The sequence below is a fragment of the Actinocrispum sp. NPDC049592 genome (assembly GCF_040675465.1).
Taxonomy (GTDB): domain Bacteria; phylum Actinomycetota; class Actinomycetes; order Mycobacteriales; family Pseudonocardiaceae; genus Kibdelosporangium.
This window is the reverse complement of record NZ_JBFAPA010000006.1, coordinates 439,785-460,578: the sequence shown is the minus strand read 5'-3', so window position 1 is coordinate 460,578 and position 20,794 is coordinate 439,785. Positions and strand designations below refer to the sequence as shown.

Sequence of the window (20,794 nt, the reverse complement as noted above, 5' to 3'; positions counted from 1 at the left end):
ACTTGTGGAAGTAGTCGGTCCGCTCGGCGTGGTTCTTCTTGGCCCACCGCACCGGGAAGCACCGTTTGGTGTTGGTCTCCGGGTTGGCGGGCAGGCCACGTCCCCGCGCCGGGGAGGGCTCAGGCCTTGGTCGTGGCCCCCGAGCGGGCCCGCAGGTCCAGCTCGATCTGCTCGAGGCTGCGCCCCTTGGTCTCCGGGACCAGCCACTTGGTCAGCACGAACAGCACGATGTTGATGCCCGCGAACACGAACATCGACCCGCCGATGCCCAGCGCGCCGGGCGCCGAGATGAGCGGGAACACCGCGCTGACGATGCCGGTCGCGGCCCACAGCACGACGCTCGCGATGCCCATGCCGGCCGCGCGGGCCTTGAGCGGGAACACCTCGGCCATCATCACCCACACCACGGCACCCCAGCCCAGCTCGTAGCCGACCAGGTAGAGCACCATCAGCACCAGCATCAGCACGCCAACCGTGCTCTTGTCGGTCACGCTCAGCACGGTCCACCCGGCCAGGCCGAGGGTGATCACCATGATCACGTTGCCGATCAGCAGCAGCGGCTTGCGGCCCCACCGGTCCACCACGAACACCACCCACGCGGTGAACAGGAACTTCGTGACGCCCAGCAGCACACCCGACAGCAGCGCGGCCTGGGTGGCGAAGCCCAGGCTGATCAGCATCGTCGGGAAGTACGCGTTGATCGCGTTCACCCCGCTGAACTGCTGGCCGATCGCCAGCAGCAGGGCGACGATCAGCATCGGCCGCACCCAGGGCTGCCACAGGTCGCGGAACCGGCCCTTCTCCCGGTCCAGCGCCACCACCTCGCGGATGGTCTGCATCTCGGCCTCGACGTCGGCGTCGCTGCCGTGCGCGCTGACCAGCACCGCGCGGGCGGCGTCCTCGTCACCGTTCTTGACCAGCCAGCGCGGCGACTCCGGCAGGATGTTCAGGCCGAGCAGCAGGATCACGGCGGGCACGATCGCCCCGGCGAACATCAGCCGCCAGTCCGCTGTCGGGCCGAGCCAGTAGCTGGTCAGGAACGCGATGAGGATGCCGAGCACGATGAAGATCTGGTTGAGCGAGCCCATCGCGCCGCGCAGCCTGGCCGGCGCCAGCTCGGACAGGTACGTCGGCACCGTCGAGGAGGACAGGCCGATGCCCAGCCCGATCACCAGCCGCGAGACCACCAGCAGGAAGAACGACGGCGACAGGCTCGCCGCGATGGTGCCGATGATCACGATCACCGCCGCCAGCATGATCGTGCGGCGGCGGCCGAACCGCTCGTTGACCCGGCCGGACAGCAACGCGCCGACGATCGCGCCCACCGACAGGCTCGCGGTGATGATGCCCTGGTCCAGCGCGGACAGCCCCCAGAGCTTCCTGATGAACGGCAGCACGCCGGAGATCACGCCCAGGTCGTAGCCGAACAGGATGCCGCCCAGGGCACCGAAGAAGTACAGCGTGGTCCGGCCGATGTGCCGCGCCGGTGGCGCGGAACTCACTTCCGCCATGTCCGAATCACCCGTTTTCCACGTTTCGGCGCTGTTTTCAGGCAGCGTCGAACCCGATATGTACTCAAGGTGGCGGCGGAGTCGTAGGGACAATTCTCGCTAGTCGTTCATATGGTGTTCGGAGACTAGCAGACGAAACGGGCCCGGCGGAGAGCTGAATGGCCGGGCCCGTCTCGAAGGAATGTCTGGTTCACAAATGAGAAAATTGCGTTGGTCCTAGCGGCCGAGTGCTCGCTCCAACTGCTTCTTCGTCATCTTGGAGCGGCCCTTGATGCCGCGCTGGCGTGCCTCGTTGTACAGCTGGTCGCGGGTAGGGCCCTTCGGCCCGTTCTTGCCGGACCGCTGCCCGCCGCGCTGCTGCGGCGACTTGTCCTTGACGGAGGATCGGCTGGCCGTCTTGGACTCCCCGGACTGGGCGCGGTTCTTGTTCACGGTGCGGGAAGCGATCTCCTTGGCCCGGCGCTCGCTCGCGCCCCGGTCCTCGGCGGACTCCTTGATGTGCTCGTACTGGCGTTCCCGCTTCTTGCTCCATGCCTGCGGCATCGCCTGCCTCCTCTCGTCGTTGAACTGGCAGTACCCGGATGTCGCGGCGTTCAACCGTTTGCCGCAGCGCACGGCGGGCACCCGTTGCACATGGATTCCGCGGCGAATGAGGAGGAGTCGTGTTCGGTGGAACTGTCCTGGTACTCGATCCCATCGGGGCGCCCGTCCACGGCGAGCTGCCGGCCACCTGGCGGGACCTGGGGGAACGCCGGAAGGTGGTCTGGTGCGGACGAGGCGCCGACGGTTTCTGGGGCGAGGCACGCGCGGCGCTGGACCAGCTGACCGGGCCGGTCGACATCGTCGCCGCCGGAGCCTCGGTGCCCGCGGCGATGACCTTGGGCCGCGAGCACGCGAACACCGTGCGGTCGGTGCTGCTGGTGGATCCCGCCGCGGCCGAGCGGACGGTGTCGGCGGCCGAGGCGCGGGCCGCGGACGCGGTGTGGCAACAGCATGAGGCGAGCCGGATCCGGGCGATGGCCGAGGAAGGCGTGCGCGTCCGCGTGATCGCGCACAGCTGGGCCGGCGACGGTGACCGCCGGGATGCCCCGTTGCCCCTTGGGCATCCGGCCGTTGTCGAACGCGTCAAGGCCGAGATCTCCCACGAAAGCCCGTCGATGCGGGGCGTGCTGGACATGCCGGCCAAGATGACCGTGCTGGACCAGCCCGCATCCCTGCTGCAGACGGTGATCGGCAAGATCCTGCCGTCCCGCAAGCTGCGCGACCTGTTGCACGGCACGTGGCTGGGCCACCCGGTGCATCCCGCGTTGGCGCAGTTCCCGATCGGGATGTACATGAGCGCGACCGTGCTGGACTTCATGCCGGGCAGGCACAAGCACGCGCCCGGTGTCCTCATTGGACTCGGCGTGCTGGCCAGCGTGCCGACCGCGGCGGCAGGTGCGGCCGACTACACGCACGCCACCCCGGAGCAACGCCGGACCGGGCTCGTGCACGCGCTGGTGAACAGCGCCGGGTTGCTGTGCTACATCTCGTCGCTGTGGGCGCGGCTGCGCGGCCACCGGATGTCCGGCAAGGGCGAGGCGCTGCTGGGGCTGACCCTGGTCAGCGCGGGCGCGATGCTGGGCGGCCACCTGTCGTTCCGCCACGCGATGGGGACCAACCACGCCCAGGACGTCCCGTACGTCAGCCCTACGGAGTGGTCCGATCTCGGCCCGGCCGACCACTACCCGCAGCGGCAGCCCACCCGGCGGCTCGTCGGTGACGTGCCCGTGGTCGTCGTGCGCGACGGCGACGACTTCTATGTGCTGGCGGACAAGTGCAGCCACGCGGGTGGCCCGCTGAGCGACGGGACATTGCGCAACGACGGCGAACTGTGCATCGAGTGCCCGTGGCACGGCAGCACGTTCGGCCTGATGGACGGCGCTGTCGTGCACGGTCCGGCCACCGCCCCGCAACCGGTGTTCGACACCCGGGTCGAGCAGGGCCACCTCCAGGCCCAGGCGCGCACCTGGGGCTGACAGTGTCTACATAGGACGTTCAAGATCCTTGCAAGGTGCCTCTGCCAGGCTTGTTCTCGCAGCTCAAGGGCGAGACCACCGGGGAGGGGCACCATGCTCTGGGAGCTCGCCGTCGAGTTCGACGGCATGCACGGTGACACCCTGCGGATCGCGGCGCCCGGCCGGGCCGCGCGGCACCGCCAGGTCCGCACCTGGCATCCGCTGTCCACGGCCACGCTCAACCGCGTCGTGACGAGCAAGCGCGTGGTCTCGGCCATGTGCATGCTCTGCCCGCGCGGCGACACCGGCGCGGAGGACGCCGTCCCGGTGACCGACCTGCATGGCCCGATCAACGAGCTGGCGCAGCTGCTCGGCTGGCCGGGCAGCAGCCGCAGCCACTGGCTGCTCGGCGACGCCGCCGGCCTGATCGACCCGGTGTCCGCGGTGGACAGTGGGGTGAGCGTGATCATCCCGGCGCGCAACGCGCACGGCACCATCGACGCGACCGTGAAGTCGGTCATCGCGGCTTTCACCGCGATGTTCGCCCGGCCGCAGTGGGAGTGCATCGTCGTGGACGACGCCAGCCCGCTGCCGGTCCAGGTGCGCAGCCGAGAGTGGCGGGTGTCGGTGCTGCGTAACAACCAATGGCCGTCGGTGCCCGCGCACGGCGTCGGCCTGCGGCGGGCGCGCTACGACACCGTGGTGTTCTGCGACCCCGATGTGTTGCTGCCGGCGAACTTCTTCACCGCCCACCTGCCGTGGCAGTGTGTGGCGCCGAACATGATCACCGTCAGCCTGGACGAGCAGGGCGGATGGCGGGCGATGGCCTGCTCGGCCGAACTGGCCGCGCAGCACCTGTTCCCGCCGTCGGCACCCGAGGACATCGAGGCGCAGTCCGCCTCGCTCGGCTGCTTCGTGCGCCCCGTCCCGCAGGCGCAGGTGATCAGCGCTCGAGCGCTGCAGCCCGGTCGTCGGCCAGCGTGAACTGCTGGGTCAGCCCGGTCAGCTCGATCGTGCGGCGCGTGGTCCGGTTGCACACCAGGCGGACCTGAGTGCCCTGGCGTTCCGCGCTGTCGCGGGCCGCGATCAGCGCGGACAACCCGGCCGAACCGAGGAAGTCCACCGCGGACAGGTCGACCACCAGCAGGCCGGGCACCCCGGCCAGGGCACGGTCGAGCTGCGCGCTGAGGTCCGCGCCGGTCGCGAGGTCGATCTCGCCGCGAAGGTCGAGCACGGCCGTGTCGCCCACAGTGGTGTGCTCATACGACAAGCCGAACTCAGGCCCCGATGGGTCCAGCATCGCTTCCTCCCGAACGTCTCACCTTCGGGCGCCCAGGTACCCGGCGTCCGGGATGTTGAAACCCTCGCCTGGCTGTGGTGCCCGTGGGGGAGGTCGGGATAATGTAACGCACCTTCGTTACTGACCAGTCACGAACGGCTACCGACGGTGAGGCGTCGCAGCGGGAAGGGAGCACGCCGTGGGTGAGAGCGGCGCGTTGCTGCTGCGGTACCGGGTGGCGCAGGAGTCCGATGCGACCATCGTGCAGGTCGCCGGCGAGATCGACCTGGCCACCAGCGACGAGTTCGCCCAGGCGGTGGCCCAGGCGCTGGCCGGGAGCAGCTCGAAGGTCGTGGTCGACCTGCGGGATGTCACGTTCATGGGGTCGATCGGGCTGAGCGTGCTGCTGAGCGCGCACCGGGACGCCGAGCAGGCCGGGCGGTCGCTGCGGGTCGCCGACGGTGGCGCCATCGCGCACCGGGCGATCACCATCTCCGGCCTGGACCAGGTGCTCGCCGTGTTCGGGACGGTCGACGACGCCGTCCGCGGTTAGCCGGGCGACCATGCCGATCCGGGTGCTGCTCGTCGAGGACCACGACATGGTGGCCGAGGCGATCGGGCTGGCCCTCGACCAGGCGGACGGTATCTCGGTGGTGGCCCGCGCGGACTCCATCGCCACCGCGTTCGCGCAACGCTGTGACCCCGACCTGATCCTGCTGGACCGCCGCCTGCCCGACGGTGACGGCGTCGAGGCGATCAGCGACCTGACGGCCGTCACCGGCGCCCGTGTCCTGGTGCTGACCGGTGAAGCGACCGCTGCCGTGGCGACCCGCGTGGCCGAGGCGGGCGGCTCGGGGCTGGTGCTCAAGACGTCCCGGCTGGAGGAACTCGTCGGCGCGGTGCGGAAGGTGGCCGCCGGTGAGGCGGTGTTCGACCCAACGCTGCTGGCGAGCGTGCTGGCCCGGCTGACCGGTCGCGTGCCGGGCAGCAACGCCGCGCTGACCCCACGCGAACGGGAGACGTTGCTGCTGCTGGCCGAGGGGCACAACACCGCCGACATCAGCGAACGGCTCGGCGTGGCCCGCAACACCGCGCGCAACCACGTTCAGCGGATCCTCGAGAAACTCGGCGCGCGCTCGCAGCTCGAGGCGGTGGCGATCGCCCGGCGTGAGGGCATGCTCGACTGATGCATTTGCACTAGAGCGACTGTTGCGCATGCGTCTCGTGGCTGGGGAAGGTGTACCGGACAGTGCTTGGGTGGACACTTTTGCCGTGCGGTACGACGTCGAGCTGCGGCTATCCCGGGATCCGGCCAGCGTCGGCGCGGCCCGTGAGCTGGTCCGGTCGACGGTGACCGGCCCGTGGCTGGACGATGTCGTCCTGGTCGTGTCCGAGCTGGTCACGAACGCTTTGCTGCACGGGTCCGGCAATCCGGTGCTCCGGTTGTGCGGGGGCGGCAACCGCGTGCGCGTCGAGGTCCAGGACACCAACCCGGTGCTGCCCGAGATCCGCGAGTCCGGCCAGGACGGCGGCTGGGGCCTGCCGATGGTGGAGCGGCTGTCCAAGGAATGGGGCGCGTCCACCGTTCCGGGCGGCAAGATCGTGTGGTGTGAGCTGGTGGCCGCCGGCTGACGTGCCAAGCTGGAGCGGTGACGACCCCCGCCCCGGCGCCGGACGCTTTCCGCCTGATGGTCCAGAGCGTGGTGGACTATGCCATTTTCATGCTGGATCCCACTGGTTCGATACTGAGCTGGAATGCCGGTGCGGAGCGGATCAAGGGATATCGCGCCGAGGAGATCATCGGCCGGAACTTCGCGGTTCTCTACCCGCCCGAGGACCTCGCCGCGGGCAAACCCGAGCGTGAGCTGGAAATCGCGGTGGCGCAGGGCCGGTTGGAGGACGAGGGCTGGCGGCTGCGTAAGGACGGGACCCGCTTCTGGGCAAATGTCGTGATCACCGCCTTGTATGACGACTCCGGGCAGCTGTGCGGGTTCGGCAAGGTCACGCGCGACATGACCGAGCGACGCGCGGCCGAGGAGGCGCTGCGGGCCAGCGAGGAACGGTTCCGCCTGGTGGTCCAGGACGTCGTCGATTATGCGATTTTCATGTTGGATCCCGATGGTTCAGTGCTCAGCTGGAATGCCGGTGCGGAGCGGATCAAGGGATATCGGGCCGACGAGATCCTGGGCCGGAATTTCGCGGTGTTCTACCCGCCCGAGGACCTCGCCGCGGGCAAACCGGAACGTGAGCTGGAAATCGCGGTGGCGCAGGGCCGGTTGGAGGACGAGGGCTGGCGGCTGCGTAAGGACGGGACCCGCTTCTGGGCAAATGTCGTGATCACCGCCTTGTATGACGACTCGGGCGAGCTGCGCGGGTTCGGCAAGGTCACGCGCGACATGACCGAACGACGGACCGCCGAACGAGCCCTGAGCGACCGCGGCCGCCTGCTTGCCCACATGGTCGAGGCGCAGGAGGCCGAACGCCGCCGGATCGCCTGGGACGTGCACGACGACTCGATCCAGGCAATGGTGTCCGTGGCCATGCGCCTGCAGCTGCTCGCCGGCAAGCTCCCCGCCCACCACGCCGCCGAACTGACCGCCCTCGACGACGCCGTCCGCGACACCATCACCCGCCTGCGCGACCTCGTCCGCCACCTCCAGCCACCTCCACTGGACCAAGGCCTCGCCGACACCCTCAAGGACCTCCTGGCCGCCACCGGCATCCCCCACACCCTCACCTACACCCTCCCCGCCGACCCACCACAAGAAACCGCGATAACCCTCTTCCGCATCTGCCAGGAAGCCCTGACCAACACCCGCAAACACGCACAAGCATCCACAGTGGACATGACGGTCAAAACAGCCGACAACGGCATCCTCGTCCAAGTGCACGACAACGGAATCGGCCCTGGCCCCGCCGCAACCCGCACACCCACCAGTGACCACTTCGGACTGATCGAGATGCGCGAACGAGCCGAGATCGCCGAAGGCTGGCTCACCATCAAAGCCCCGGAAACAGGCGGCACAACAATAGAATTCTGGCTCCCCACCCCCACCCCATGACCCACCCACCCAGACCTCCCGCGCGTGCCCGCCCCCAGACAGGACACGCAACCAACCCAACCACAAGGATCCGAAGGATCCCTTGCCGCTCTTGGCGGCCTGCCCGTCCGGCGAGGACATCTCTTTCTTTTCTTTGGCGCCCTACCTAGCGACGAGCGCCGATCCCATCCAGCAAACAGTCCAGCCCAAGCTCGAAGCGCTCATCGGACGTCATCTCAGGCATGTCCTGAACCCACTCCACCAGTGAGTCGTTGGCCATTTCCCCGGTGTACGCCTGAAGATCCTGAGTCGAGGCGATCCCAAACCGTTGCAGCATGGCGATCTCCCGACTCACACTCATCGCCGTGCCAGTCACGTAGTTGTCCACCAGCGACGCGTACACGACCGCTGGGGTGAGGCCCGCGTTCTGCAGCACCGTAAGCAGATAACCCGCCCGCCGCATGGTGTTCGGCCCAAACGGCGGCCGGCTGTCGACCAGTTCCGCATACCACCGATGCCTGCCGATCATCCGCCACAGACCCAACGCGACACCCCGGACATCTGCCCGCCAGTCCGGACCCGGCTCGGCCGGGACGTCCACCTCAGCGGACACGGCGTCCAGCATGAGGTCAACGAGCCCATCCTTGTTCAAGACATACCGATACAGCGACATCGGGGTGGACACGCCGAGAGCGTCGGCGACCCCGCGCATAGTCAACCCCGCGACCCCCTCAGCGTCAGCGAGAGCGATCCCGGCGCGCACCACCTCCGCCCGAGTCAGCGCATGCTTGCGTCCCGGCGGCTCGGGATAGTGCCACACAAGTGAAGTTGCCATCACCCGGAGTGTACCGCGTACAGTGGAGTGTACAACGTACATTCTGGAGGGAACATGCAGCTCAAAGGCATCAACTACGACACCGGCTTCGGTGGCGCGACAGGCGACCGGTCCCGCGTGGAGTTCGACCCGGCCGCCGTGCGCCGAGAACTGGAGATCATCGCCACCGACCTGCACTGCAACGCGGTCCGGATCAGCGGTGACGACCCGGACCGCATCACGCAGGCCGCGCACGCCGCCATCGACGCGGGACTGCAGGTCTGGTTCGCACCCTTCCCGATCGACCTGACACCCGCACAACTAGAGCCCTACTTCGAACGCTGTGCCCGTGCCGCACAAGAGATCTGGCAGCGCGACCACCACACCGTGCTCGTCCTCGGCTGCGAAATGTCCTTGTTCTGCAAGGGCTTCGTCCCCGGCGAAGTCCTCTTCGAACGTCTCCGCAACGCAATGGACCCCCAAGCCTGGGCGAACTTCACGCCGGAGACCGATTTCACGCGGATGCTGGCCGGTCTCCTCAAGCAGGCAAGAAAGAACTTCAGCGGCGGGATCACGTACGCCTCCGGCGACTGGGAGGAGATCGACTGGTCGGGCTTCGACTTCGCGAGCGTCGACCTGTACCGCGACGCGGGCAACGCCGACCGGTACGCCGAACGCGTCCGCGAGCACACCACACACGGAAAACCGTTGGTGATCACGGAGTTCGGCTGCTGCACCTACCAGAGTGCGGCCGAGGCGGGCGGCATGGGCTGGGCGATCATCGACTACTCGGCCACGCCGCGCGTGCTCAACGGCGACTACGTCCGCGACGAAACCGTTCAGCGGGCGTACTTCGAGGAGTCGATGGACGTCTTCGAGGCGCAGGACGTGCACGGCGCGTTCTGGTTCACCTTCGCCGGCTACGAGGCGGTGTCCGCGGCCGGGCCGCGGCGCGATCTGGACCTGGCGAGCTACGGCGCGGTCAAAGTCCTGGATGGCGAGAAAGGCGTCCGATATCCGGACATGACATGGGAGCCGAAGGCGGTCTTCGACGCCATCGCCGCCCGGTTCGCGGCGGGCGTGAAGTAGCCCGGATTTGTTTCGGAGTTTCCGGTGCGGTGTGTTTCTTGTTAAGGGCGGCCCGATGCCCTGCTTGGGTGATTACACAGCCGGGTTGGTTCGCCACGCTACGTATCTGGGAATGTTTTTCCGGTGGCGGTGATCACGCTGGGTACTTGCCGGTCAGAGCGGAAATCTATGGCACCCGTCTGCCCCGGTCTTTCGGGTTCGCTGTCACCGCAGGTCACGACGTGATGACGCGGGAGTCCATTTCGTGACCCGATTCCCCACCGTCGGCGCTTGACGGGTACTGTCACCCACCGTAAATTCTCGCCAAATCTTTCGGATAATTGGGTATCGGGGGGCACGTGGCCGACCTGCTTCGGACAGAGCTGACGTCCGGAGAAGCCGCTCTTGGTGGCCAACCCGGGGGCAAGCGCAAGCCACCGGCGGGCAGGTCGCCGGGGCAGCTCGCCTGGCGCCGATTCCGCCGGGACAAGACCGGCGTGATCTCCGCCTGTGTGGTCCTCTTCTTCTTCGTCGTCGGGCTCGGCGCGCCGGTGATCGGCTGGCTGTACGGCAAGAACCCGGACACGCACTACGGGCTGGACCGCCCGGGGCTGCTCACCGACACCGGCATCCCGGTCAAGCCGAACGGCGGCATGGACTCGGAGTTCTGGTTCGGGCTCGAGCCGCGCCTGGGCCGGGATGTGTTGATGCAGCTGGTGTACGGCATCCGCACGTCGCTGCTGATCGCCCTCGTGGTGGTGGCCATCGTGACCGTGCTGGGCACGGTGATCGGCATCGCCGCGGGCTATCTGGGCGGGCGCACCGACTACATCGTCGGGCGGATCATCGACATCCTGCTGGCCATCCCGTCGACGCTGTTCTACATCGCGTTCATGCCGGTGGCGCTCGCGTTGTTCGTGGCGCCCGGCAAGGAGGCGCCGGTCTGGCTGCGGTCGTGCGCGCTTGTGTTGCTGCTGACCGTGTTCGGCTGGACCCGCATCGCGCGGCTGCTGCGCGGCCAGGTGCTGTCCCTGCGCGAGCGCGAGTTCGTGGAGGCGGCCCGGGTGTCCGGGGCGGGAACTCGCCGGATCGTGTTCAAGGAGCTGCTGCCCAACCTGTTCACGCCGATCCTCGTGGTGGCCACGCTGGACGTGCCGGCGATGGTGACCACCGAGGCCGCGCTGTCCTACCTGGGCGTCGGCATGGTCGAGCCGACCCCGGACTGGGGCCGGATGATCCACGACGGCGGCGACTACCTGCAGACCGACATCACCTACCTGGCGTTCCCGGGCATCGCGCTGATCATCTTCGTGATCGCGTTCAACCTGCTCGGCGACTCCGTCCGGGACGCGCTGGACCCCAAGTCCCACCGGTAGACCAACACCGCTAGGCCATTCCCGGCGCATTGAGTAACAGGGAGAGAGATGTGAAACGCACGAAGCTAGTGGGTACGACGGTGGTCGCGGTCACCGCGGCACTCGTCGCCGCCGGGTGCAGCGCGGGCGGCCAGAACGCCGGAGGCCCCGCCGGGCCGAAGGTCGCCGAGGCCAAGGTGTCGGTGGACAAGGACGGCTCGCAGTCCAAGGGACCGGCCAAGGACGTCGAGGGCTTCCGCAAGGGCGGGAACATCAACATCCTGTGGCGCCAGGACCTCACGCACTACGACCCGGCCAACACCAACTCGTCGCCGGACATGACCACGTCCGAGATGATCCTGCGCCGCCTGACCATGTACAAGATCGACGGTGACAAGACCACCCTGGTCGGCGACCTGGCCACCGACACCGGGCAGAGCACCGACGGCGGCAAGAGCTGGAAGTACACCCTCAAGGACGGCGTGAAGTACGCCGACGGCACCAAGATCTCCAGCAAGGACGTCAAGTACGCCGTCTCGCGCGCCTTCTCCACCAAGTACGCGCAGGGTTTCCCGTACATCCAGACGTGGCTGGCCGACAGCGACGACTTCTCCAAGGTCTACGCGGGTCCGTACGAGACAGGCAAGCAGCTCGGCGACGACAAGGTCGAGACGCCGGACGACAAGACCATCATCTTCAAGTTCTCCAAGCCCCGCCCGGACTTCCCGTTCGCCGCGGCGCTGCCCACCACCGTGCCGGTGCCCGAGGCCAAGGACACCAAGGAGGCGATGGACCAGGACGTGTCGGCCATCGCGACCGGTCCGTACAAGGTCGCCGCGCACGAGGTCGACAAGAGCCTGAAGCTGGTCCGCAACGAGAACTGGGACCCGGCCACCGACCCGATCCGCCACCAGTACGCCGACTCGTACACCTACCAGTTCGGCCCGCAGATCACCGAGGTCACCGACCGGCTGTCCGCCTCGGCCGGCGATGACAAGAACTCGTCGAGCATCTACTCGGCCGTCGCGCCCGAGCGGCTCTCGCAGGTCATGCAGGACCCGAAGCTCAAGGCGCAGGTCATCGACCTGCCCACCTCCCAGGTCAACGTGTACTCGATCAACATGGACCGGGTGAAGGACATCAACGTCCGCAAGGCGTTGCTGGTCGCGTTCCCGAAGGAGGCGGCGCGCACCACGCAGGGTGGCCCGTACTACGGCGACTACGCCACCACGGTGGGCTCCCCGGCGCTGCTGGGCTGGCAGAAGTACGACCTGCCGGGCGTCACCGACGTCGACCCGAAGGGCGACCCGGAGAAGGCCAAGAAGATGCTGGCCGACGCGGGCAAGTCCGGCTACGAGATCTCCCTGGGCTACACCCAGACTCCCAGCGCGGAGAAGGAGGCCCTCGTGGTCGCCGACGGCCTGGAGAAGGCCGGCTTCAAGGTCAACAAGCTGCCGATCCAGTCCAAGGCGTACCTCAACACGCGGGACAAGAAGGACAACAACCTGGACCTGTACTGGTCCGCGTGGGCCCCGGACTGGCCGACCGGCGTGACGGTGTACGGCGAGCTGTACGACGGCCGCAAGATCGGTGACGGCCGGCCGAACAACAGCCACATCAACGACCCGGCGATCAACGCCGAGCTGGACCGGATCATGCAGATCAACGACCCGGCCGAGCAGGGCGCCGAGTTCAACAAGCTGGACAAGAAGATCATGGAGCAGGTGCCCCAGATCCCCTACGTGTACCAGCGCCGCCAGGTGATGGTCGGGGCCAACGTGGGCGGTGGCTCCGGTGACGTGCACAACGTCATGAACATCAACAACCTCTTCCTGAAGTCCTGACGCGACACCGTGCCGGGGCGGCGGGCCCGCCGCCCCGGCACGGGCGCACCCCTGGAGAGAAAACCTTCCGATGCTGGCATTCCTGGTCCGCCGCGTGCTGGGCGGGATCGTCATCCTGGCGATCATCAGCCTGATCACGTTCCTGCTGTTCTTCGCAGTACCGGGCAGTGAGGTCGCCGCGTTGTCCTGCGGCAAGGCGTGCACCCCCGCGATCATGGAGGAGATCCGCCACAGCCTGGGCTTGGACAAGCCGGTGCTGGTGCAGTACGCGATCTTCATGGGCGGGATCTTCGGCGGGCGGCAGATCGGCGACACGTACTGCTCGGCGCCGTGCCTGGGCTACTCGTTCGTCAACCGCCAGCCGGTGTTCCAGACCGTGGCCGACCGGCTGCCGGTGACCCTGTCGCTGGCCATCGGCGCGGTGGTGCTGTTCCTGCTGTTCGGCGTGGGCCTGGGCATGTGGGCCGCGCTGCGCAAGGGAAAGCTGGCCGACAAGCTGGCGATGGGCTTCGCGGTGATCGGCGGGTCCATGCAGATCTTCGTGCTGGCGCCGTTCTTCCTGTACATCTTCGTCTACAGCACCGACCTGCTGCCCCGGCCGACCTACGTCTCGTTCTGGGACAACCCCTTGCAGTGGGCGACCGGGCTGCTGCTGCCCTGGCTGTGCCTGTCGATCATCTTCGTGGCCTACTACGCCAGGCTCACCCGTTCGTCCATGGTGGACGTGCTCAACGAGGACTTCGTGCGCACCGTGCGGGCCAAGGGCCTTGGCACGCGCCAGGTCTACGTCAAGCACGCGTTCCGCGGCGCGATGATCCCGGTGGTCACCATCCTCGGCCTGGACGTGGCCACCCTGTTCGCCGGCGCGATCATCACCGAGCAGTCGTTCGGGTTGGTCGGCGTCGGGCAGCTGGCGGTCAACTCGGTGCTCAACTCCGACCTGCCCATGATGATGGGCGTCGTGCTGCTGGCCGCGACCGCCGTGGTCGTCTGCAACATCATCGTCGACGTCGTCTACGCCGCCATCGACCCACGGATCAAGGTGTCCTGAAGATATGAACGACGTCATCCTGTCCGTGCGCGACCTCAAGGTGCACTTCTCCACCGAGGACGGTGTGGTCAAGGCGGTCGACGGGCTGTCCTACGACCTAACCAAGGGCCGCACGCTCGGCATCGTCGGCGAGTCCGGCTCCGGCAAGAGCGTGTCGAACCTGGCCATCCTCGGCCTGCACAACCCGGAGAAGACCGCGGTCAGCGGCGAGATCACCTTCGAGGGCAAGCAGCTCGTCGGCGCGCGGGAGAGCGAGCTGCAGCGGCTGCGCGGCAACCAGATCTCGATGATCTTCCAGGACCCGCTGACCTCGCTCTCGCCGTACTACACGGTCGGCGAGCAGATCGCCGAGACCTACCGTCGGCACACCGGCGCGGGCAAGTCGCAGGCGCGCAAGCGGGCCATCGAGATGCTCACCAAGGTCGGCATCCCGCAGCCGGACCGGCGGGTGGACGACTACCCGCACCAGTTCTCCGGCGGCATGCGGCAGCGCGCCATGATCGCGATCGCGCTGTGCTGCGACCCGGCGCTGCTGATCGCCGACGAGCCGACCACCGCGCTGGACGTGACCGTGCAGGCGCAGATCCTGGACCTGTTGCGGGACCTGCAGTCCGAGTTCAACACGGCCATCATTCTGATCACCCACGACATGGGCGTGGTGGCGCAGATGGCCGACGACGTGCTGGTGATGTACGCGGGCCGGTGCGTGGAACGCGGCACCGTGCGGGACGTGCTCAAGGCGCCGGAACACCCGTACAGCTGGGGCCTGCTGTCGTCGATCCCGTCACTGAGCGGTGACGTCGAGGTGCCGCTGGTGCCGGTGCGTGGCACGCCGCCGAGCCTGATCGACCCGCCGTCCGGCTGCCCGTTCCACCCGCGCTGCGACTTCCGTTCCCGGGTGCCGGGCGACCTGTGCGTGACCAAGCGGCCCGACCTGGAGCCGGCGAGGGGGCACGGCTCCGCCTGTCATCTGTCCACTTCGGACAAGCGGCTCATCTTCACGGAAGAGATCCAGCAGCGGCTGGGCTGAGGTGGAACAAACAGTGACTGAGACACTGCTCGAGGCACGCGGCCTGAAGATGCACTTCCCGGTGCGCGGCGGCTCGATCATCAAGCGCAAGGTCGGTGTGGTGCAGGCGGTCGACGGCGTCGACCTGGACCTGCGGGAGGGCGAGTCGTTCGGCCTGGTCGGCGAGTCCGGCTGCGGCAAGTCCACCACCGGGCGGCTGATCGCGCGGCTGCTGGAACCGACCGAGGGCACGATCACCTACGCCGGCCGGGACATCACGCACGCCAGCCGCAAGCAGCTCGCGCCGATCCGGCCCGAGATCCAGATGATCTTCCAGGACCCGTACTCCTCACTGAACCCGCGGCACACCGTGGGCGGCATCATCGCGGGCCCGATGGAGGTCAACAACATCAACCCGCCCGGCGGCCGGCACAAGAAGGTGCAGGAGCTGCTGGAGACGGTTGGCCTGAACCCGGAGCACTACAACCGGTACCCGCACGAGTTCTCCGGCGGCCAGCGGCAGCGCATCGGCGTGGCCCGGGCGTTGGCGTTGGAGCCCAAGCTGATCGTGGCCGACGAGCCGGTGTCCGCGCTGGACGTGTCGATCCAGGCTCAGGTGGTGAACCTGTTGCAGCGCCTGCAGCGCGACATGGGCATCGCGTTCGTCTTCATCGCGCACGACCTGGCGGTGGTCCGGCACTTCTCGCAGCGCATCGCGGTGATGTACCTGGGCAAGATCGTGGAGATCGCCGACCGCGCGGACCTCTACAACAACCCGCACCACCCGTACACCCACGCGCTGCTGTCCTCGGTGCCCGAGGCCGACCCGGACAGCGAGAAGCACCGCGAGCGCATCCGGCTGACCGGTGACGTCCCGTCCCCGATCAACCCGCCCTCCGGCTGCCGGTTCCGCACCCGCTGCTGGAAGGCCCAGGACATCTGCGCCACCGAGGAACCCCCGTTGGTGCAACTGGAATCCACCACCACGGGCCACCTCGCGGCCTGCCACTTCCCGGAGTCCCGCCAAGTCATCCCCGACGCCGAAGCCCTGGCCGACTAACCCGCGTGTCCCACACTCGTAGCCCCCGTGTCCCACACCCACGGAGGGCGTGTCCCACATTCAGCGCCCCCGAAATCCCCCCGGCGAAGTCCTGGGGGAGATTTCGGGGGCCACGAATGTGGGACACGGGGGCCGTGGGTGTGGGACACGCGGGGGTTAGGGTTTGAGGAGGTAGGCGTCGATGATGGTTTCGGTGACGCTGTTGCCTGCTTGATCCTGGGCCGAGGCCTTGAGGGACACGGACTTCGCGCCTGGTGGGTGGAACAGGACCGTGAACGTCCTGCCGTCGAGGGTGATCAGCGGCGCCCGTTGCCAGGATGCGCCTTGGTCGTGGGAGACCTGGATGGATGTCGGCTTCGCCGGGACGCCCTGGTTGTGGTTCACCGAGACCGGCACGATGCTCGGCAACACACGCGACGCCTGGTTGCGACCGTCCACTGTGGGCGCGAACTTCAACGCCATCAACGGCAGCATCTGCGCCCCGGCGTCATCCGGCACGGTGTCGGACGTGAAGGTCCAGTCCGCCACGACCCGGCTCGTCACGGCCGCCGCCCGGGTGACGTCCACGTGCAGCTGGAAGGTTCCTAGACCCGGTGGCACGTTGAACAACCCGCTCGCGCTCGTGCCCCGGCCGATCTCGACCCCGTTGCGGGACAACGAGGAGGTCCCGGTGAAGAGCGAGTATCCCTCACGGTTGTCGCGTGAGTCGGAGAACAGCGGGATCTGGAAGATCATCGTGTCCCCGGCCCGGCTGGCGTACCGGGTCGGCCTGCCCGGGTAGGACGGCAGGTCCGGGCCGAGCACCGCCAGGTTGTACGAGTCGGTCGCGGTGCGCACCCGCGGGAAGCTCGTCGGTGCACTGCTGAACAGGTTGCGGACGTACCCATCGGCCTGTTCGCTGAAGAACGTGTCCCACGGCGTTTCCGGCGAGTAGTACTCGGTCAGCGTGTACGGCAACGGCTTGGTGATCATGTCCTCGCGGGTGCCGACGGTGCCGGGGCGGGTCGCGCCATGGGTGCTCGTGACCTTGACCAAGTCCTTGTCCCGCACCGGAAGCACCGGGTCGGTGGGCATCCGGCCGTTCACGTCGGCGCGCACGTTGTACAGGTACGGGCTGGCGTTGAAGCTGCCGTCCTCGGCCTGCTCGGCGAACCGGCCACCGACCGAGTACCGGAACTGCCCGGTGGCGGTGGTCTGCGACGGGCTGACCACGATGTCCGAGTACTCCCCGGGCTGGATCTTGGTGTCCAGGAAGTCCTTGCCGCCGTAGGTGGTCGACCGCGCGAACTCGACGAACTTCTCGCCGGGCCTGGCGCGTGGGCGTTCCAGCGTGATCCCCGCAGGCTTGCCGCGCCGCGGGTCGACGGTGACCGACTTGGTGGTGTTCAGGTCCAGGTCCGGCTCGATGAACACGGCCAGCTTGCCGTCCACAGTGAACACTTGCGACTCGAGGTAGTAGTGGTCCTTGGGCACCCGCAGGTGCACCGTCCCGGACGCGTCGAACGGCACGTACTGCTCGGGTTTGGTCAAGCTGACCAGCCGGTATGCGTAGTCGGACGTCGGCTTGCCGTCGGTGTTGATGAAGTTCAGCGTGACGTCATAGCTTTCCACCTCACGCGTGACCGTGATCGGCGTGCGGATGTCCCCGGCCGTGACCACACCGGTGTAGATCCCGTCCGGACCGTTCACAGCGAGGTTCGTGGTGACCGTCGCCTGGCCGGAAGCGCCGGGCGCGAGGGTCAGCGAGGCGGGGGAGACGGTGAACATCCCGGCGGGAGCGGGCTTTCCGGCAGGATCCCTGACGTCCGCGGCGAGGTTCAACGTCACCGGAGACGTGCCGGAGTTGTGGTAGGGCAACGCATTCGCGATCGGCTGGTCGTCGGTGTGCGGCCAGCGCACGACTCCGTTGCTGATGCTGCCGACCGACGCCTGCACGGTGGACGAGACCGCCTTGGCCACATCGACCCGCCCCGCGCCCTGTTCGAACACGGTCAGCGAGGTGTTCGGCTTGGCCGAGCTCATCAGCGCCGCTTTCAGTCGCGGCGCCTTCCAGTCCGGGTGTTCGCCGGCCAGGATCGCCGCCGCCCCAGCGACATGCGGGGTCGCCATCGACGTTCCCGATATGACCACGTGGTTCTCGCCGACGTGCTGGTGCGTCTGGCCGATCACGCTGTCCTTCGCAAGCGCCGCAACGATGTCCACACCGGGAGCGGTGATCTCGGGCTTGATCGCGTTGTCGTGGTAGCGCGGCCCACGGCTGGAGAAGTCCGCCAGGTTGTCGTTTCGGTCGACCGCGCCGACGGTCAACGCGGCATCGGCGGCCGCGGGGGAGCCTGGCGTGCGGGCGTTGTTGCCCGCGGCGACGACGAACAACGCGCCCGTCTCGGCGGTGAGCCGGTTGACCGCCACGGACACCAGATCGGTGCCATCACTGGGGGTGTCGTCACCCAGCGACATGTTGATCACCTGGGCACCGCTGTGCGCGGCCCACTCCATCCCGGCCAGCACACTCGACTCGGTGCCGCTGCCGCGGTCGTCGAGAACCTTGCCGATCAACAGTTTCGTGTCCGGCGCGACGCCCATGTACGGGTTGTTGCCGCCGGTCACGATGGACGCCACATGCGTGCCGTGGCCGAATTTGTCGACGGTCCCGCTCGGGCTGCCGGTGAAGTCCTTGGCCTCCGCGACCGCGTCGGTCAGGTCCGGGTGCGTGGGGTCGATGCCGGTGTCCAGCACCGCGACCGTTGTGTTCTTCCCGGTGTATCCGGCTTTCCACGCGGCGGGCGCGCCGATCTGCGGCACGCTGTGGTCCAGCGTGGCGTGCATCGGGCCGTCCAGCCAGATCCTGGCGTCGCCCCGGGCGTTCCAGAACGCCGTGTTCTTGCCCGCGCGGACCGCCGATCCGTTGACGCTGGGCAGTTCGCGGACGGTCAGGGCCGCTTTCGCCTTGCTACCGGTGACGATCAGCGGGATGTCGCCGCGGTCGGCGTCGCCGTAGCCGTCGGCGAGCAGCTCGGTGACGTTGAACAGGCGGGGGTCCACCCGGCCCGAGCGCACCTGGGCGAGCGCGTCGAACGGCGTGACGTGGACGTCGCCCCGCACATCGCGCTGGGTCAGGAAGCCGACCTTCTCCCGGCCGGGCGCCGCGTGCACGCGGGCAAACCCGGTCGAGTCCAGCCGGACCTGGTCCCCGGTGACCAGCGTGACCGCCATCGCCGGGCCCGGCGATGGCGGTGGTGGAGGGGCTGGCGGAGCGGCGGAGGCCGGTAACGCGGGTCCGGCGAGACCCGCGGCCACGATCGCGGCGGCGGCGATCGCCCGGGTCGGCTTGTCCCTCATGCACCCTCCTGATGATCGGATGACGGCTCCTTCATCAGTACCGGTTCAGACAGATGCTCACGCCCCTTCCCAGTTGACGGTTAACTCCTGGCGAGTCGAACATGTGTTCGAAAATTCTGCTAGGGTCCTCCGAGTGTCAAGATCCATCTCGCCGGTCGTGGTGTTCCTGCTCGGTCTCAACCTCCGCCCGGCGGTGACGAGCCTCGGCTCGGCGTTGCCGGACGTCGTGTCAACGCCAGGGATGACCGGAGTGATCGCCGCGATCCTGGTCGCGCTTCCGTTGTGGGCGAGCGGGTTCGGCGGGTTGATCACGCCATGGCTGCAGTCGCGGCTCGGCACTCGCTGGGCGGTGACGTACGCGCTGGTCGTGGTGTTGCTGGCGTTGATCGTGCGGGTGGCGGACGGGCCGGTGCTGCTGATCGCGGGAACGGCCTTGGCCTGCCTGGCGATCGCGATCATCGGCACGGTGCTTCCGGTGCTGGTCAGGGCATCGCAGGGCAAGCTGAGCGCCTGCTACACGCTGGCGCTGGGGTGTGGCAGCACGGCGGGAGCGCTGATCACGCCCGCGGTGCCGTCGTGGCGGATCGGTCTGGCGCTGTGGGCGGTGGTGGCGTTGGTGGCCGTCGGGTTCTGGCGGTGGCGGCCCGGCATGGAAATGCCGGAAATCCCAGCTCAGCCGGTGCAGAACCCGTTCGCGCTGCGCCGGTCCGGCACGGCATGGGCGCTGACCATCTACTTTGGACTGACCTCGACGGTGACGTTCGTGGTGATGGGCTGGCTGCCGGCGATCCTGCAGGCCGCCGGCCTGTCGTCGGGGGTCGCGGGCGGCTGCCTCGCGCTGTCGATGGTGCTGGGCCTGCCGATGATGTGGCTGGTCCCGTTGTGGGTGCGGCGGTACCGGTTCTCGCTGGTCATCGGGCTGACCGCGCCGACGATGCTGGCCATCGCGGGTTTGCTGGTGGCGCCCGCGGCCGCGCCATGGGTGTGGGCGACGGGCCTGGGTATCGGCATGGGTGGGATCGCACTGGCGCTGACCAGCATTCCGTTGCGGTCCGGTGACGATCCGGCCGTGACGACTTCGCTCTCGGCGATGGTGCAGGGCGCCGGATACCTCATCGCGGGTCTCGGTGCGCTTTCGTGCGGACTGTTGCACAGCGCCGTGCGATCATGGCACGGTCCACTCGTGATGATCGCCGTAGTCCTTTGTGGACAGGCTGTGGCCGGGCTCATTGCCGTTCGCCCCACGGTGATCCGGCCCGGTGACCGGGCCATCCGACCTGTCAACACGGGGGTCCGTTCACACTCCGGTATTTTGCGTCGTATGCTTCGCGCCCTGTCGGTTTCCTCAAGGGAAGTTTTCAATGTACGGGGGCAGCGATGAATTACCCGTCGAGCGGTCCGTCCCGCGAAGAGGAAATTGCCGGTT

The 20,794-nt window shown here is 68.0% G+C and carries 18 protein-coding genes; 13 read left to right on the top strand and 5 right to left on the bottom strand.

Features of this window, described 5'->3' with window-relative positions; genetic code table 11:
* Window positions 1-119: 119 nt before the first annotated feature.
* The gene (locus tag AB0J95_RS18935; protein ID WP_364758782.1) at window positions 120-1,511 is read right to left on the bottom strand and encodes a sugar porter family MFS transporter; all 1,392 of its coding nucleotides are present in this window, start codon (window positions 1,509-1,511) and stop codon (window positions 120-122) included.
* Between the two features lie 216 nt (window positions 1,512-1,727).
* Entirely contained in the window at window positions 1,728-2,054 is a 327-nt protein-coding gene (locus AB0J95_RS18930) for a plasmid stabilization protein (RefSeq protein WP_364758833.1), read from the bottom strand.
* Between the two features lie 119 nt (window positions 2,055-2,173).
* On the opposite strand from AB0J95_RS18930, the gene AB0J95_RS18925 reads away from it, so the two are divergent.
* Together AB0J95_RS18925 and AB0J95_RS18920 are read left to right on the top strand one after the other, a co-directional pair.
* A complete protein-coding gene (locus tag AB0J95_RS18925; protein WP_364758779.1) occupies window positions 2,174-3,529 on the top strand; it encodes a Rieske 2Fe-2S domain-containing protein in 1,356 nt (451 codons plus the stop codon).
* A 93-nt stretch (window positions 3,530-3,622) separates the two neighbouring features.
* Window positions 3,623-4,492, top strand: coding sequence for a glycosyltransferase (locus AB0J95_RS18920; protein ID WP_364758776.1), 870 nt, complete (start codon window positions 3,623-3,625; stop codon window positions 4,490-4,492).
* On the opposite strand, the gene AB0J95_RS18915 is transcribed toward AB0J95_RS18920, so the two are convergent.
* Window positions 4,452-4,808: an STAS domain-containing protein gene (locus AB0J95_RS18915; protein ID WP_364758774.1), complete on the bottom strand. Its 357-nt coding sequence runs from the start codon at window positions 4,806-4,808 to the stop codon at window positions 4,452-4,454. The two genes, AB0J95_RS18920 and AB0J95_RS18915, sit on opposite strands and share 41 nt — an antisense overlap.
* 178 nt (window positions 4,809-4,986) lie before the next feature.
* Here AB0J95_RS18915 and AB0J95_RS18910 point away from each other — a divergent pair, with 178 nt between their 5' ends.
* From AB0J95_RS18910 to AB0J95_RS18895, 4 genes are all read left to right on the top strand, one after another.
* On the top strand, window positions 4,987-5,340 hold the full coding sequence (locus AB0J95_RS18910; RefSeq protein ID WP_364758771.1) for an STAS domain-containing protein: 354 nt from the start codon (window positions 4,987-4,989) through the stop codon (window positions 5,338-5,340).
* Between the two features lie 10 nt (window positions 5,341-5,350).
* The gene (locus tag AB0J95_RS18905) at window positions 5,351-5,974 is read left to right on the top strand and encodes a response regulator transcription factor (protein WP_364758769.1); all 624 of its coding nucleotides are present in this window, start codon (window positions 5,351-5,353) and stop codon (window positions 5,972-5,974) included.
* 70 nt (window positions 5,975-6,044) lie between these two features.
* Window positions 6,045-6,419, top strand: coding sequence for an ATP-binding protein (locus tag AB0J95_RS18900; RefSeq protein WP_364758766.1), 375 nt, complete (start codon window positions 6,045-6,047; stop codon window positions 6,417-6,419).
* A gap of 17 nt (window positions 6,420-6,436) precedes the next feature.
* The gene (locus AB0J95_RS18895) at window positions 6,437-7,849 is read left to right on the top strand and encodes a PAS domain S-box protein (protein ID WP_364758764.1); all 1,413 of its coding nucleotides are present in this window, start codon (window positions 6,437-6,439) and stop codon (window positions 7,847-7,849) included.
* A 145-nt stretch (window positions 7,850-7,994) separates the two neighbouring features.
* Here the strand turns inward: AB0J95_RS18895 and AB0J95_RS18890 are convergent, their stop codons facing one another.
* Entirely contained in the window at window positions 7,995-8,663 is a 669-nt protein-coding gene (locus tag AB0J95_RS18890) for a TetR/AcrR family transcriptional regulator (protein ID WP_364758761.1), read from the bottom strand.
* 54 nt (window positions 8,664-8,717) lie between these two features.
* Between AB0J95_RS18890 and AB0J95_RS18885 the strand changes: the two genes are divergently transcribed.
* The 6 genes from AB0J95_RS18885 (at window position 8,718) to AB0J95_RS18860 (ending at window position 16,029) form a co-directional block, all read left to right on the top strand.
* The gene (locus tag AB0J95_RS18885; protein ID WP_364758758.1) at window positions 8,718-9,731 is read left to right on the top strand and encodes a hypothetical protein; all 1,014 of its coding nucleotides are present in this window, start codon (window positions 8,718-8,720) and stop codon (window positions 9,729-9,731) included.
* A 338-nt stretch (window positions 9,732-10,069) separates the two neighbouring features.
* The gene (locus AB0J95_RS18880; RefSeq protein ID WP_364758755.1) at window positions 10,070-11,086 is read left to right on the top strand and encodes an ABC transporter permease; all 1,017 of its coding nucleotides are present in this window, start codon (window positions 10,070-10,072) and stop codon (window positions 11,084-11,086) included.
* A 50-nt stretch (window positions 11,087-11,136) separates the two neighbouring features.
* A complete protein-coding gene (locus AB0J95_RS18875) occupies window positions 11,137-12,909 on the top strand; it encodes an ABC transporter substrate-binding protein (protein ID WP_364758752.1) in 1,773 nt (590 codons plus the stop codon).
* A 70-nt stretch (window positions 12,910-12,979) separates the two neighbouring features.
* Window positions 12,980-13,960: an ABC transporter permease gene (locus tag AB0J95_RS18870; RefSeq protein WP_364758749.1), complete on the top strand. Its 981-nt coding sequence runs from the start codon at window positions 12,980-12,982 to the stop codon at window positions 13,958-13,960.
* A gap of 4 nt (window positions 13,961-13,964) precedes the next feature.
* Window positions 13,965-14,990, top strand: coding sequence for an ABC transporter ATP-binding protein (locus AB0J95_RS18865; protein WP_364758746.1), 1,026 nt, complete (start codon window positions 13,965-13,967; stop codon window positions 14,988-14,990).
* 49 nt (window positions 14,991-15,039) lie between these two features.
* The gene (locus AB0J95_RS18860) at window positions 15,040-16,029 is read left to right on the top strand and encodes an oligopeptide/dipeptide ABC transporter ATP-binding protein (RefSeq protein ID WP_364758830.1); all 990 of its coding nucleotides are present in this window, start codon (window positions 15,040-15,042) and stop codon (window positions 16,027-16,029) included.
* Window positions 16,030-16,185: 156 nt separating this feature from the next.
* Here AB0J95_RS18860 and AB0J95_RS18855 read toward each other — a convergent pair whose 3' ends face one another.
* Complete coding sequence (locus AB0J95_RS18855; protein ID WP_364758743.1) at window positions 16,186-19,368, bottom strand: S8 family serine peptidase; 3,183 nt, start codon at window positions 19,366-19,368, stop codon at window positions 16,186-16,188.
* Between the two features lie 133 nt (window positions 19,369-19,501).
* Here AB0J95_RS18855 and AB0J95_RS18850 point away from each other — a divergent pair, with 133 nt between their 5' ends.
* Window positions 19,502-20,749 carry an MFS transporter gene (locus AB0J95_RS18850; RefSeq protein ID WP_364758740.1) on the top strand — a complete coding sequence of 416 codons (1,248 nt, stop codon included), beginning with the start codon at window positions 19,502-19,504 and terminating at the stop codon, window positions 20,747-20,749.
* Window positions 20,750-20,794: the final 45 nt, after the last annotated feature.

What these genes read in the sequence shown, in the direction of transcription:
- AB0J95_RS18935 (WP_364758782.1), bottom strand. Translation starts at nt 1,511, where the DNA reads ATGGCGGAAGTGAGTTCCGCGCCACCGGCGCGGCACATCGGCCGGACC.
- AB0J95_RS18930 (WP_364758833.1), bottom strand. Translation starts at nt 2,054, where the DNA reads ATGCCGCAGGCATGGAGCAAGAAGCGGGAACGCCAGTACGAGCACATC.
- AB0J95_RS18920 (WP_364758776.1), top strand. Translation starts at nt 3,623, where the DNA reads ATGCTCTGGGAGCTCGCCGTCGAGTTCGACGGCATGCACGGTGACACC.
- AB0J95_RS18915 (WP_364758774.1), bottom strand. Translation starts at nt 4,808, where the DNA reads ATGCTGGACCCATCGGGGCCTGAGTTCGGCTTGTCGTATGAGCACACC.
- AB0J95_RS18905 (WP_364758769.1), top strand. Translation starts at nt 5,351, where the DNA reads ATGCCGATCCGGGTGCTGCTCGTCGAGGACCACGACATGGTGGCCGAG.
- AB0J95_RS18890 (WP_364758761.1), bottom strand. Translation starts at nt 8,663, where the DNA reads ATGGCAACTTCACTTGTGTGGCACTATCCCGAGCCGCCGGGACGCAAG.
- AB0J95_RS18885 (WP_364758758.1), top strand. Translation starts at nt 8,718, where the DNA reads ATGCAGCTCAAAGGCATCAACTACGACACCGGCTTCGGTGGCGCGACA.
- AB0J95_RS18870 (WP_364758749.1), top strand. Translation starts at nt 12,980, where the DNA reads ATGCTGGCATTCCTGGTCCGCCGCGTGCTGGGCGGGATCGTCATCCTG.
- AB0J95_RS18865 (WP_364758746.1), top strand. Translation starts at nt 13,965, where the DNA reads ATGAACGACGTCATCCTGTCCGTGCGCGACCTCAAGGTGCACTTCTCC.
- AB0J95_RS18860 (WP_364758830.1), top strand. Translation starts at nt 15,040, where the DNA reads ATGCACTTCCCGGTGCGCGGCGGCTCGATCATCAAGCGCAAGGTCGGT.
- AB0J95_RS18855 (WP_364758743.1), bottom strand. Translation starts at nt 19,368, where the DNA reads ATGAGGGACAAGCCGACCCGGGCGATCGCCGCCGCCGCGATCGTGGCC.